This is a genomic window from Devosia sp. Root413D1, assembly GCF_001425235.1.
In the GTDB taxonomy this organism is placed as follows: Bacteria; Pseudomonadota; Alphaproteobacteria; order Rhizobiales; family Devosiaceae; genus Devosia_A.
This window is the reverse complement of sequence record NZ_LMEA01000012.1, coordinates 499,410-512,367: the sequence shown is the minus strand read 5'-3', so window position 1 is coordinate 512,367 and position 12,958 is coordinate 499,410. Positions and strand designations below refer to the sequence as shown.

Here is a 12,958-nt window from a genome sequence, read left to right as displayed (position 1 = left end):
GGCCCGCAAAACAGGAGAGAAACTTATGCTGAAGCGATTGCTGCCGCTGGTTGCCGCGGCTCTGCTGGCCTCGGTCGGTCCGGTCTGGGCCGCCGGCGAGCTGACCTACGTGGTCAACAACGAATCCGCCGCCTACGATCCGGGTACCACGGCCGAGACCTTCGCCACGCCGATCATCGGCAACGCCTTCGAGGGCCTGGTGAAATACGCCTCGGATGGCGCCGTGGTGCCGGCTTTGGCCGAGAGCTGGACCATCAGCGATGATGGCCTCACCTACACCTTCAAGCTGCGCGCCGACGCCAAGTGGTCGGACGGCAAGCCCGTGACCGCAGGTGATTTCGTCTATGCCTGGAAGCGCGTCCTGACCCCGGCCTCGGGCGCCAAGAACAGCCAGATGCTCTATGGCATCGCCGGCGCCGAAGAGTTCTACGCCGACCAAAGCAAGGACAACGTGGCGATCTCGGCCACCGACGACCACACGCTCACCTTCACCCTGAAGCAGCGCGTGCCCTACATGCTGCAGCTGCTCGGCTTTTCCACCTTCTATCCGGTGCGCGAGGATATCGTTGCCGCCGATCCCGAAGGCTGGACCCGCAAGCCGGCCAGCTATATCGGCACCGGCCCGTTCCGCGTTACAGCGATGAACTTCGGTGAGTCGATCGTCCTCGAGAAGAACCCCGAATATTACAACGCCGCCAATGTCAGCCTCGACAAGCTGACCTTCCGGCTGATCCCCGATCCCGCGACCGCGCTCGCCGCCTATGAGGCCGGCGATGTCGATGGCGTCGAGGCGGTGCCTGCGCCGGAAATCCCGCGCCTCGCGTCGGAAGACAATAATGGCTTCCTCGTCGTGCCGGCGCTCGGCACCACCTACGCCTTCTTCAACCCGCACCAGAAGCCGCTCGACGACGTGCGCGTCCGCAAGGCGCTGTCGATGGCGATCGACCGCGAAGAGATCGTCGAGTTCGTGCTGCAGTCGGCCGATATCCCGGCCATGGCATTGGTCCCGCCCGGCATGAACGTTGCCGGCGAAGACTTCCGTGACGGCTCGGACAGCTTCGGCCTCGCCCCGACCGCCGAAGTCGATGCCGCCAAGGCTTTGCTCGCCGAGGCCGGTTATCCCGATGGCGCCGGCTTCCCCGACACGGTGTTCGTCACCTACTCGTCGCCGCCGATCGAAAAGCTCCTCGAAGCCATCCAGCAGATGTGGAAGAAAAACCTCAACATCGACGTCAAGATCCAGGCGTCGGAGTGGCAGGTGTTCTATCCCGAAGTGCAGAAGGTCGAGTACCAGATCGCCCAGATGGGCTGGGGCGCCGACTACCCGCACCCGATGACCTTCCTCGACAACTTCGTCACCGGCAGCGCCAACAACCTCGCCAACTGGTCGAACGCCGATTACGACAAGCTGATCGCCGACGCCAAGGCGACCAATGACGAGAAGCAATCTCTCGCCGACATGCGCCAGGCCGAGGCGCTGATCATGAACGATGCAGTGATCCTGCCGCAGTATCACCGCAACCAGTACATGATGATGAAGCCCTACGTGAAAGGCTTCTGGCGCTCGCCGCTGAACGTGCCGTATTTCGACGCGGTCACCATCGAGAAGTAAGCGCGCTGCTGCGTGCTACGAACCCCGGTCTCGTGAGAGGCCGGGGTTTTCGTTTGTGCACGTCAGATTGTGACTCTTGGTGCTCTGCCCCTCACCCCGACCCTCTCCCCAGAGGGGAGAGGGGGCGATGTGGCGCTGCCCGTGCGAAGTGCGTCCCCTCTCCCCTCTGGGGAGAGGGTCAGGGTGAGGGGAAGGTCCCACGAACTCCGTGTTCGTGCCAATCAAACATGATTTGACAAATCATGTTTTCGGCCAGAGAACATGCCGCCAATCAGCCTGGGGTCATCCATGTTCAACAGAACCATCCTCGCCACGCTCGCGGGCGTCATCATGCTGGCCGTCGCGCCCCTGGCGCAGGCCGTCGAAATCAAGCACGACCTCGGCACCACCGAGGTGCCGGATGAACCCAAGCGCATCGTCGTGCTCGAATACAGCTTCGTCGACAGCCTTGCCGCCGTGGGAGTCGCGCCGGTCGGCATCGCCGACGACGACACGCGAGAGTCGATCGTTCCCGCCTATACCGCTGTTATCGGCGACGACTGGAAATCGGTCGGCACCCGCAAGTCGCCGAGCCTCGAGGTTATCGCCTCGCTGCAGCCCGACCTGATCATCGCCGATACCAGCCGGCACGAAGCGATCTACGGCGCACTCAGCGAGATCGCCCCGACCATCGCCTTCGACAGCCTCACCGGCACCTACCAGGTGGCGCTCGAGGCCGCCAAAACCATCGCCCACGCGGTCGGCAAGGATGCAGAAATGGAGGCGCGGCTGGCCGAGCACACCACCAAGATGGAGGGCTTCAAGGCCGCCATCGGCGACGTCTCCGCCTGGTCGGCGCAGTTCATCGTCGACAATGGCGAAGGCATCTTCCTCCACTCGCCGGTGAGCTATAACGGCTCGCTGCTCAGCTGGTTCGGCTTCAAGAACAACATGACGACGCCGGATGGGCACACCTACGAGGAAGCCATCGTCAAGACCTCGCTGGAGCAGCTGTCCGAGATCAACCCGCAGGTGATCATCCGCGGCAAATACGCCGATCCCGGCCTCACCGACAGCTGGGTCGGCCAGCCGCTCTACGACAATGTCGAAGCGGTCAAGACCGGCAACCTCTTCGACGTGAACGCCCACGAGTGGTCGCGCCTGCGCGGCGTCATCGCTTCGGAAGTCAGCGGCGCCAACCTCGTCGAGATCGTCAAGAACCTCAAGAAATAAGCTTGCCCGTCGCCATCCGTTTTGCGCTCCTTGCGGCAGCAGTGCTCATCGCAGCACTGCTGTCGTTGACCATTGGGCAGCGCAGCGATGTCGGTATCGGCAACGTGCTGCAGCTGCTGTTTGTCGATGACGGCAGCCTCGCGCGTTCGGCAGTGGTCGACCTCAGGCTGCCACGCACCCTGATCGCCGGGCTGATCGGTATCAACCTGGGGCTCGCGGGGCTGGCGCTCCAGGCGGTGACGCGCAACCCGCTGGCCTCGGAATCGGTGCTCGGCATCAACCAGGGCGCGGCCCTCGGGGTGGCGCTGGCGCTGGTGTTCCCGGCGTTGATGATCGGCAATCTCGACACCATGGCGATCATCGGCGCAGTGCTGGCCGGCGCCGTCACCTTCGGCATCGCCGGCGGCTTAGGCGGCCGGCTCGACTCGATGCGCCTGATCCTCGCCGGCGTCACCGTGGGCGCCTTCAGCTTCGCCTTCGTGCGCTTTACCTTCACCCTCGAGGACAACCTCTCCCGGCTCGTCCTCAGCTGGACTTCGGCCGATATCTCCGCCGCTCGTTTCGACCAGGCGCTGCCGCTGGTGTTCTGGGCCGCCGGCGGACTGACCGTCAGCACCTTCATGGCGCACAGCTTCAACATCCTGGCGCTCGGCGACGGCGCCTCGCAGGGGTTGGGCGTCGATCCGCGCCGCATGCGCTTCATCGGCGCCATGCTCGCTGCAGTGCTCACCGGGGCGAGCGTCGCCGCGGCCGGGCCGGTGATGTTCGTCGGGCTGGTGATCCCGCATCTTTGCCGCCTCTGGTTCGGCTCCAACCATCGGCTGCTGGTGCCGGCGGTGGCGCTGGGCGGGGCAGGGCTGGTGCTATCAGCCGACGTGGTGTCGAAGCTGGTGCGTTTTCCCTACGAGACGCCGCTCGGCGTCATCTGCGCGCTGATCGGCGCGCCGTATTTCCTTTATGCGACGCTGCGGGCGAGGCACATGGCATGAGCGCCGTGGTGCACGCCCCGGCAAGGCCGCGCAGCAGGCTTCGCGGCCTCGTCCTGATCGCCGTGCTCGCCGTGCTGGTCATTGCCGCCGCGCTCTGGAGCCTCAGCGTCGGCGCGGTGCCGATCCCCACCCAGACCATCATCAACACGCTGTTCAACCTCGATGGCGAGCAGCAGACCTACATCATCATGAAGTCGCGCCTGCCGCGCATGGTGCTGGCGCTGCTGGCGGGCGCCGCGCTGGCGCTGTCGGGCGCCATCATCCAGGCGGTGATCCGTAACCCCTTAGCCAGCCCCAACATCATCGGCATCAACTCCGGCGCTGCGCTGTTCGCGCTGGTGCTGGTGCTGGTGTTCCCCGACATCCCGCAGGTCTGGATGCCGCTCGCCGCCTGTATCGGCGGCCTCGTGGCCGCCGCCTTCGTCATGGTGGTGGCGCATTATCGCAACCTCTCGGCCATCCACCTGGCGCTGATCGGCGTCGCCGTCGGCTTCGTCTTCGAGGCCGGCGTCGATTACCTGCTGATCGTCTCCAATGACAGCGAAAGCTCGGCCCCGATGATCTGGCTCACCGGCTCGCTCTGGGGTCGTACCTGGGCCCATGTCGCGGTCAGCTGGCTGCCGCTCGTCGTGCTGAGCGCGGTGGCGTTGCTGCTCTCCTACCGGCTCGACCTGATTGCACTCGGCGAGGCCACCGCCACCGGGATCGGGCTCAACGTGCCGCGCCAGCGCCTGCTGCTGCTGCTCGTCGCCACGCTCCTCGCCAGCGTTTCCGTCGCCGTGGTCGGGGTCATGGGCTTTATCGGCTTGATGGCGCCGCATATTGCCCGCCGGCTGGTCGGCGGCTCGCACCGGCTGATGCTGCCGGTGGCGGCGCTGGTCGGCATGCTGCTGGTGGTGCTGGCCGATGGCATCGGCCGCGCCATCGCCCCGCCGATCGAGGTCTCGGCCGGCATCCTCGCCGCGCTGATCGGCGCGCCGTTCTTCATCTACATCATGCTGACGACGACTTCGGAGCAGGACTCATGAGCATCCTGGTCAAGGGCGTCACCGCCGGTTATGGCCGCGACCGCGCCATCGTCGAGAACATCGACCTGACCATCGCCACCGGCGAGGTCACCATCCTGATCGGCCCCAACGGCTGCGGCAAATCCACCTTGCTCAAGACCATCGGCCGGCTGCTGAAGCCGCGCACCGGCACCATCCATGCCGATGAGCTCGACGTGCTGCGCAATCATCCCAAGCGCGTCGCACGCACCATTGCCTACCTGCCGCAGAGCCCGGTCGTGCCGACGGCGATCACCGTCGAGCAACTGGTGGGCTACGGCCGCGCCCCGCATCAGTCGCTGCTCGGTCTCCGCTCGCCCCGGGATATCGAGCTGGTCGACCAGGCCATCGCCGCCACCGGGCTCGCCGAGTTGCGCTTCAAGCCGGTGGCCGAGCTCTCCGGCGGGCAGCGGCAGCGGGCTTTCATCGCCATGGCGCTGGCGCAGGACACGCCTTACGTCATGCTCGACGAGCCGACGACCTTCCTCGATATCAAGCACCAGGTGGAAACCCTCGACCTGGTGCGCCAGCTGCATGGGGCAGGGCGGACCAGCATCGTCGTCCTCCACGACATCGCCCAGGCCGCCCGCTATGGCGACCGCCTGGTGGTGATGCACGAAGGGCGGATCGTCGCCGAGGGCAAGCCGACGGACGTTGTCACGCCCGAGCTGATCCGCAACGTCTACGGGCTCGACTGCGAGGTCTACGCGGATCCCGTTTCGGGCACCCCGGTGGTTACGCCGCGGTAGTCCGACTGGATGGCCGGTGCGGGCTGACCCCCACCCTTGATCCCTCCCCCTAAACATGGGGAGGGAGACGCTTACTGATAGGCCGGTGTTTTGGTCTCCCTCCCCTTGTTTAGGGGGAGGGGACAGGGGTGGGGGTCAGCCCGCACCAGCGGTAGCGGCTAGCCAACCGTCCACCTAACCACCTCCACCAACACCTCATTTCCCCTCCCTCACCCCGCTTATCCCCATCTCAAAATCAAAAAGTTTGCATAGTCAAATTTGATTGGTTACGAATGTGCGTCCGTTGGAGGTAACGGGCGTGACTTTGGGAGGACTCTTTGTCTCACGTAACCAATCGGGCAGGGCGCTTGAACGCTCGCCTGCTGCTGAGCTCGGCAACCCTGGCGCTGACCATTGGCGGCTTTGGCGCTACCGCGGCGCAGGCTGCCGGCGAGCTGCCGGATCATGTGCTGATCAGCGCCGACGAGTGCGCGCGCAACCAGGCTGCCGGCACCATCACCTACATCTCGGGCTACGGTTATTCGGCCAGCGCCGGCCAGGTCGACGTGTTCCTCGCCAAGGAGCTCGGCTATTTCGATGCGCTCTGCCTCACCGTCGACATCAACGCGGCAGGCGGCAACGGCCAGTTGCTGGTGTCCTCGGGCCAGGCGCAGTTCACCGCGCTGGGCTCGGCGTCCGACGTGATGCTGGCGGCTGCCAACAGCCGCAACCTCACCGCCGTCGCCACCTATGGCAGCACCTCGCCGTTCTCGATCTTCACCAATGAGGCGGTGAAAAGCCTGAAGGATCTCGAAGGCAAGCGCCTCGGCTACTTCATCAACATCACCCCGATCGCCGCGGCGATGCTCGATGCCGCCGGCGTCGATATCTCCAAGGTCGAGCTGATCAAGATGACCAATTACGACCCGACCGTGGTCACTCGCGGTCAGGTCGATGCCATCGTCGGCTATGCTTCGAACCAGCCGCAGACGCTGAAGGCCATGGGCCTGCCGTTCAACCAGTTCCTGCCCGCCGATCTTGGCCTCCAGGGCACCTACAACGTCATGGAAGTGAACTCGAAGTTCCTCGCCGAGCACCGCGAGGTGGTGGCCGACTTCATGCGAGCGAGCCTCAAGGCGCTCGAGTTCTGCCTCACCGAGGAGGACAAGTGCGTCGACATGATCAGCCAGCTCGCCGCTGACAACAACCAGGGTTCGGCCTTCCCAAGGGATCAGCAGGCCCGCACCTGGGGCGTCGAGTCCGAGTGGGTGCGCACCAGCCAGTATGGCGCGCCGGGCGTCCAGACCATCGCCGAGTGGGAGAGCGAGTACCAGATGGTGCAGAGCTTCGGTGGCCTGAAGAACCCGCCGCCGCTCGCCGACATGATGGATCCGGACCTCGTCGCCGCGCTCTATGCCGACGGCAAGCTGATCTGGCCGGAAAAGAAGTGATCGCGACGATGCCTGCAGTCTCTCATCTCCAGAGCACGCGCACCGCCTACCCCGATGACATCGGGGTAGAGGTCTCCAACGTGACCAAGAGCTTTGGTGGCGACGAGTCCAGGGTGACGGTGCTCAACGGCGTGTCGCTGACGATCAAAAAAGGTGAGTTCGTCTCGCTGATCGGGCCGAGCGGCTGCGGCAAGTCCACTTTGCTCAAGCTGGTCGCCGGGCTCTCCGAAGCCAATGGCGGCAGTGTCTCGATCAATGGCAAATCCGTGCGCGAGGCGGCGAAGGACAAGGCCATCGGCCTCGTCCCGCAGTCTCCCGCGCTGCTGCCCTGGCGCACCATTCTCGACAATGTCAGCCTGCCGATCAGCATCAACCCCGGCGCCAATGCCGGGCGGAAGCTGCGCGATCCCCGGGAGATTCTGCAGAGCTTCGGGCTCGGCCATGCGCTCGACCGTTACCCGGCCCAGCTCTCGGGCGGCATGCAGCAGCGCGCCGCCATCGCGCGCGCCTTCGTCTTCGATCCCGAGATCCTGCTGATGGATGAGCCGTTCTCGGCCCTCGACGAGATGAACCGCGACCAGCAGCGCATGGGCCTGCTCGATTTCTGGCAGTCCAACCGCAAGTCGGTGCTGTTCGTCACCCACTCGGTGCCTGAGGCGATCATCCTGTCCGATCGTATCGTGCTGATGGCCTCGCATCCCGGCCGCATCGCCGAGATCATCGATGTCGACCTGCCGCGGCCGCGCAACGAGGCGCTCTACGCCACCGACGCCTTCCGCGACCTCGAAGGCTATGTCCGCTCTGCCCTGCGCAAGGTGATGGAGGCTGCCCGTGTCTGACACTGTCGCAACCGCGCCGCGGCGCAATTCATCCGGTTTCACCGTGGCCCGTATCGTTTTCGACTGGGGCCCGCCGGCGCTGACTTTCGTCATCGTCGCCGTGCTCTGGCAACTGGTGGCGATCAACAATCCCTATGTGCTGCCGACGCTTGACGCCATCGGCAACAGCCTCGCCAGCGACCCCGGGATGTACTGGGCCAACCTCCTCGTCACCTGCCAGGAGGTGGTTATCGGCGCCGGCGCCGGTATCATCTGCGGCTTCCTCCTCGCCGTGGCGATGAGCGAGTTGCCGATCGTCGAGAAGGCGGTGATGCCGCTGATCGTGGTGATCATGGTGACGCCGGTCGTCGCCATCGCCCCGGCGCTGGTCGTCGCCTTCGGCTTCGGCATGCTGCCCAAGTACATCGTCACCGGCCTCGTGGTGTTCTTCCCCATGCTGGTCAACTCGCTGGCCGGCCTCAGGGATGTCGACCAGAAGGCGCTCGACGTGTTCAAGACCCTGCATGCCAGCCGCTGGGAGATCTTCCGCGATCTCCGGCTCCCTGGCTGCATGCCCTTCGTCTTCGCCGGCCTTCGCATCGCCATGCCACTGGCGGTGGTCGGCGCAGCGGTGGCCGAATTCGTGGCCGCCGGCCAGCAGGCAGGGCTGGGTTCGCTGGTGACCATCGCCGCCGCCCAGGCCAACCTGCCCGTGACCTGGGCGAGTATCGCCCTGCTCTGCCTGCTCGGCGTACTTCTCGTGTCGCTGCTGGCCCTGCTCCGCAAACGCCTGCTGTGGTGGAGCGACGAGGACGTCATCGGGCGCTGAGGCGCCCGATCCGGACCCAACTCTGACGAAAGACATTGCTATGAAGAAGCTACGCTTTGGGCTGTTTGAAAACGCTCAGACCAACGACTCCGGCACGTCCACCTGGCGGCATCCCGACAGCGAGCGGCACAATTTCGACCGGCTCGATTACTGGGTGAAGATCGCCCGCATCTGCGAAGATGCGAAGCTCGATTTCCTGTTCCTCGCCGATGCCTGGGGCTGGGCCGACGTCAAGGGTACGCGCCCCGACATCAGCACCACCGAGGGCCTCGACCTGCCGCGGCTCGACCCCGCCATTGTCGGCGCGGCGCTGATCGGCGCCACCGAGAAGCTGGGGATCGTCATGACCGGCTCGACTTTGCTCGAGCAGCCCTATGCCTTCGCCCGCCGCATGCAGACCCTCGACCACCTGTCGAACGGCCGCATCGGCTGGAACGTCGTCACCACCGGCACCGCCGAGACCGCCGTCGCCGCTTTCGGCGTGCCGATGGTGGCGCATGACGAGCGCTACAACATGGCCGACGATTTCATGAGCCTCGTCTACAAGCTGTTCGAAGGCGCCTGGGAACGCGATGCGCTCGAACGCAACAAGCAGGGTCGCTATGCCGACCCGGCCAAGGTGCACCGCATCGCCCATGATGGCCCGTATTTCCGCTCGCATGGCTTCGGCAACACCGCCTACTCGCCGCAGGGCACCCCGGTGCTGTTCCAGGCCGGCTCGTCCGACCGCGGCAAGCAGTTCGGCGGCAAGCATGGCGAATGCATTTTCCTCGGCGGCGGTTCGATCGAAAAGCTCGCCGGGCAGGTGAAAGCCATCCGCGACGAGGCCGCTGCCAATGGCCGCGACCCCAACTCGATCAAGCTGATGAGCGCCTTCTCCTGCGTCGTCGCGCCGACCGAAGCCGAGGCGCGCGCAAAGCACCAGGCGATCCTCGACACCCAGACCCCGGATGTCGCCGTCGCCTCCTATGCCTGGTTCACCGGGCTCGACCTGTCGTCCTACGATCCCGCGACCAAGATGAGCGCGCTTCATACCGAGCTGTCGCAGACCCAGGTCGCCCGCTTCGGCGACAAGACCGTCGGCGACGTGCTGAAGGATTGGCATGCCCATGGCGTACGCACCAACCCCTTCGTCGGGACGCCCGAGCAGATTGCCGACATCATGTGCGAGATGGCCGAAGGCGCCGACCTCGACGGCTTCCTCTTCACCCCGCTGATCCAGCCGACGTCCACCCTCGATTTCGTCGAGCAGGTAATGCCGGTGCTGCGCTCCCGGGGCGTGGCGGCGTCGGACTACGAGGGCGAGAGCCTGCGCGAACGGCTGGTGGGCACCGAAAGCCCGATCCTCAGCCCCGATCATCCCGGCGCCAGCCATCGCCAGCTGCAGTGATGGCGGCTGCGGCGGGTCGTGACTTAGCTGTCCCGGCCTGCCGTCGGCGGCGTGCCGGCCGGGATCTCGTCGGCAAACGTATAGGCGCCGCCGAGGATGCGGTCGTAGAGGCCGCGGGCCCATTCCTGCTCGGCCCTCAGCCGCAGCGAGGAGAGTTCGAAGATCTCGCGCACGTAGGCCGGCGTGGTGCTCGACTTGGCCACGTCGCTGATATCGAAGCCGTTGCTCGCCACCTTGGCGTCGATCTCGGCGATCCTGACCTTCAGCGCCGCCACCACTTCGGCGCGGCTGAGCAGGAACATGAACGAGGTCAGCGCCATCACCGGCTTGGTGTCGAAGGTCTCGACCGTCCACAGCGTCTGGCGCAACAGCCGCATCAGCTCGACCACGCCATTCGGAGTGGTCTGGTAGATCGTCCGCTCCGGGCGCTTGCCGGCGGCTTCGGTGCCGTTCTCCTGGATGTAGCCGTCCTGCTTCAGCGATTTGAGTGCGTTGTAGATCGAGCCGGGCTGGATATTGGCCCACTCGTCGACATGCCAGGTCATCAGCTCGCGGCGCAGGAAATAGCCATGCACCGGCTCGAACTGGCGCACGGCGCCCAGCACCACCAGGCGGGTAATGTTCGACATGCTGGCTCCTGAAACCGGGGAAGGCGCTTGTCTCCCTCTAACAAATTGACTAGCTTCAGTCCAATTATTCAAACTTGACTATATGGAGGAAATCGCGGTGCAGGCAGGTGAGGCGACGCTGGCCCTGAGGAGGGCCTTCTCGATGTTCCCGACCGGTGTCGTCGCCATGTGCGGCATGGATGGCGCGGCGCCCATCGGCATGGCGGTGAACTCGTTCAGTTCGGTGTCGCTCGACCCGCCCTTGGTCTCGGTCTGCGTGGCGCGCCAGTCCGCCACCTGGCCGCGGCTCAACCGCCTGCCGCGCATCGGCCTCAGTGTGCTGGGCGTGAGCCAGGAGCGGCTCTCCCGTCAGCTGTCGTCGCGCCACGGCGATCGCTTCCAGGGCGTCGAGTTCGAGGCGACCCCCGATGGCGCGCTGTTCGTCAGGGGCGCAGCGCTCTGGCTCGATTGCGCCATCAGCGATCGGCTCGAGGGCGGCGACCACGAGATCATTCTGCTCGAAGTGCGTGAGACCAGCCTCTTCCCGCACATCCCGCCGCTGGTCTTCCACCAGAGCCAGTATCTTGCCCTTTCCAACGCTTCCTGATCCGGGCGCCGAGCTGGTCATCAGCGGCAGCGTCGTTCACGGCGAGAAGCGCGGTCGCGCCCTCGGCTTCCCTACCGCCAACATTGCGCTGGCCCTGGGCAATCCGTTCCCGCCCGAGGGCGTCTATTGCAGCGTCGCACGGTTCTCGCATCGCGACACGCTCTATGGCGCCACCGTCAGCGTCGGCACCAACCCGACATTTCCAGACATCGCCTCGATCCGCGTCGAAGCCCATATCCACGATCTCGACGAGCTGCTCTATGGCTTCGGCGCCGAGCTTCGCCTGCTGCGCCGCCTGCGCGACATGCGCCGCTTTACCAGTGTCGAGGCGCTGATCGCCCAGATGGAAAGCGATGTCCGGCAGTCGCGGCAACTGCTGGTGGACCGGGTGCCTGGCCGGCTCTCGCCAGGGCAGGGATAGGGGCTGAAGACCTGCGGCGGCACTCGCGCCGCGACGGCCGAAGGACGGCCGCCACCGCGCCATGGTGTCGGTTTGATGGAATAAACCACCACGGCAAGTGTTGACCCTGAGTGCCCTGGGAACAGTGCTCTCCGCTCCCTTGGGTCTCAACCGAGGAGCCGTCATGTCTGCCAAGGCCTATGTGAACAAGATCGCTGTCGCGGTGCCGGATTACGATGTGCACCGTTTCTCCATCGGCTTCGCCGCCTCTCAGCTTGCCGACGACCCCAGGCGCCAGGCGGTGTTCACCCGGATGGCAGAGAGAAGCGGCATTGAGCACCGCTACTGCTGCTTCCCCTCCGCTGACGACCCCAACGGCCCGGCGGTCGATGGCGCCGGCCGGTTCACCCGCGGCAACTTTCCCTCGACCGCCACCCGGATGGATCTCTTCGCCGAGGCCGCTCCCGTGCTGGCGCAGAAAGCGGTGGACCGGCTGGAGCTCGGGTCTGATGCCGCCCGGATCACCCACCTTATCGTCACCACCTGCACCGGCCTCGCCTCGCCCGGGATCGACCTCGAGATCATCGAGCGCTGCGGCCTGTCGCCCTCGGTGGAGCGAACCATCGTCGGCTTCATGGGATGCTATGCGGCAGTCAATGCTCTGAAGCTCGCCCATCACATCGTGCGTTCGGATCCGGAGGCGCGGGTGCTGGCCGTCAATGTCGAGCTCTGCACCCTGCACCTGAAAGAAACCACCGATATCGAACGGCTGCTGACCTTCATCCTCTGGGGCGACGGGGCCGCTGCGGCGCTGGTCACGGCCGAGCCCACCGGCATCGCGCTCGACAGTTTCCGCGCCGTCGTTGCCCCCGATAGCCGCGAGTTGATGACCTGGACGGTGCGCAATGACGGCTTCGATATGGTGTTGTCCGGCCAGGTGCCTGCCGCCATCCACGACACGTTGAGCACCCGCATCACCGACATTCTGGGCAATCGGGGGCTCAACAATGTCGACCTCTGGGCCGTCCACCCGGGCGGCAAGTCCGTGCTGGATGCGGTCGAGCGGTCGCTGGGCCTCGACGGCGAGGCCTTGCGCCCATCGCGCGAGGTGCTGCGCTTGAACGGCAATATGTCCTCTGCGACGGTGATGTTCGTGCTTGCCGATATACTGGCCCATCGACAGGCCGACCAGATCGGCTGTGGCATGGCCTTCGGTCCCGGCCTCACCGCCGAGACCTTCATGTTCCATACCGCCGACGCCGCCTGAA

General features: G+C 65.5%; 13 protein-coding genes. 12 read left to right on the top strand and 1 reads right to left on the bottom strand.

Translation table 11 applies throughout. From position 1 onward, the window contains the following. Nucleotides 1-25: 25 nt before the first annotated feature. From ASC89_RS24755 to ASC89_RS24715, 9 genes are all read left to right on the top strand, one after another. Nucleotides 26-1,612: an ABC transporter substrate-binding protein gene (locus ASC89_RS24755; RefSeq protein WP_056003002.1), complete on the top strand. Its 1,587-nt coding sequence runs from the start codon at nucleotides 26-28 to the stop codon at nucleotides 1,610-1,612. 288 nt (nucleotides 1,613-1,900) lie between these two features. Beyond that, nucleotides 1,901-2,824, top strand: a complete 924-nt coding sequence (locus ASC89_RS24750; protein ID WP_056002999.1) for a Fe(3+) dicitrate ABC transporter substrate-binding protein — start codon at nucleotides 1,901-1,903, stop codon at nucleotides 2,822-2,824. Nucleotides 2,825-2,826: 2 nt separating this feature from the next. Then, nucleotides 2,827-3,813 (top strand): iron ABC transporter permease, encoded by a 987-nt coding sequence (locus tag ASC89_RS24745; protein WP_056002996.1) that lies wholly within the window; start codon nucleotides 2,827-2,829, stop codon nucleotides 3,811-3,813. Beyond that, entirely contained in the window at nucleotides 3,810-4,841 is a 1,032-nt protein-coding gene (locus ASC89_RS24740; RefSeq protein WP_056002994.1) for an iron ABC transporter permease, read from the top strand. The genes ASC89_RS24745 and ASC89_RS24740 overlap by 4 nt, the downstream gene beginning before the upstream one ends. Beyond that, nucleotides 4,838-5,608 carry an ABC transporter ATP-binding protein gene (locus ASC89_RS24735; protein ID WP_055885800.1) on the top strand — a complete coding sequence of 257 codons (771 nt, stop codon included), beginning with the start codon at nucleotides 4,838-4,840 and terminating at the stop codon, nucleotides 5,606-5,608. The genes ASC89_RS24740 and ASC89_RS24735 overlap by 4 nt, the downstream gene beginning before the upstream one ends. Nucleotides 5,609-5,955: 347 nt before the next feature. Continuing rightward, nucleotides 5,956-7,038 (top strand): ABC transporter substrate-binding protein, encoded by a 1,083-nt coding sequence (locus ASC89_RS24730; protein ID WP_156384758.1) that lies wholly within the window; start codon nucleotides 5,956-5,958, stop codon nucleotides 7,036-7,038. Between the two features lie 8 nt (nucleotides 7,039-7,046). After that, nucleotides 7,047-7,877 (top strand): ABC transporter ATP-binding protein, encoded by an 831-nt coding sequence (locus ASC89_RS24725; protein ID WP_056003226.1) that lies wholly within the window; start codon nucleotides 7,047-7,049, stop codon nucleotides 7,875-7,877. Beyond that, nucleotides 7,870-8,685, top strand: coding sequence for an ABC transporter permease (locus tag ASC89_RS24720; protein ID WP_200940483.1), 816 nt, complete (start codon nucleotides 7,870-7,872; stop codon nucleotides 8,683-8,685). The genes ASC89_RS24725 and ASC89_RS24720 overlap by 8 nt, the downstream gene beginning before the upstream one ends. A 40-nt stretch (nucleotides 8,686-8,725) precedes the next feature. Further along, nucleotides 8,726-10,075 (top strand): NtaA/DmoA family FMN-dependent monooxygenase, encoded by a 1,350-nt coding sequence (locus tag ASC89_RS24715; RefSeq protein WP_056002989.1) that lies wholly within the window; start codon nucleotides 8,726-8,728, stop codon nucleotides 10,073-10,075. A 23-nt stretch (nucleotides 10,076-10,098) separates the two neighbouring features. Here ASC89_RS24715 and ASC89_RS24710 read toward each other — a convergent pair whose 3' ends face one another. Then, a complete protein-coding gene (locus ASC89_RS24710) occupies nucleotides 10,099-10,704 on the bottom strand; it encodes a PadR family transcriptional regulator (RefSeq protein ID WP_056002986.1) in 606 nt (201 codons plus the stop codon). Between the two features lie 97 nt (nucleotides 10,705-10,801). Here ASC89_RS24710 and ASC89_RS24705 point away from each other — a divergent pair, with 97 nt between their 5' ends. The 3 genes from ASC89_RS24705 (at nucleotide 10,802) to ASC89_RS24695 (ending at nucleotide 12,957) form a co-directional block, all read left to right on the top strand. Continuing rightward, nucleotides 10,802-11,290, top strand: coding sequence for a flavin reductase family protein (locus ASC89_RS24705; RefSeq protein ID WP_200940482.1), 489 nt, complete (start codon nucleotides 10,802-10,804; stop codon nucleotides 11,288-11,290). Continuing rightward, nucleotides 11,268-11,711 (top strand): riboflavin kinase, encoded by a 444-nt coding sequence (locus tag ASC89_RS24700; protein WP_056002979.1) that lies wholly within the window; start codon nucleotides 11,268-11,270, stop codon nucleotides 11,709-11,711. The genes ASC89_RS24705 and ASC89_RS24700 overlap by 23 nt, the downstream gene beginning before the upstream one ends. A gap of 163 nt (nucleotides 11,712-11,874) precedes the next feature. Beyond that, a complete protein-coding gene (locus ASC89_RS24695) occupies nucleotides 11,875-12,957 on the top strand; it encodes a type III polyketide synthase (protein WP_056002976.1) in 1,083 nt (360 codons plus the stop codon). Nucleotide 12,958: the final 1 nt, after the last annotated feature.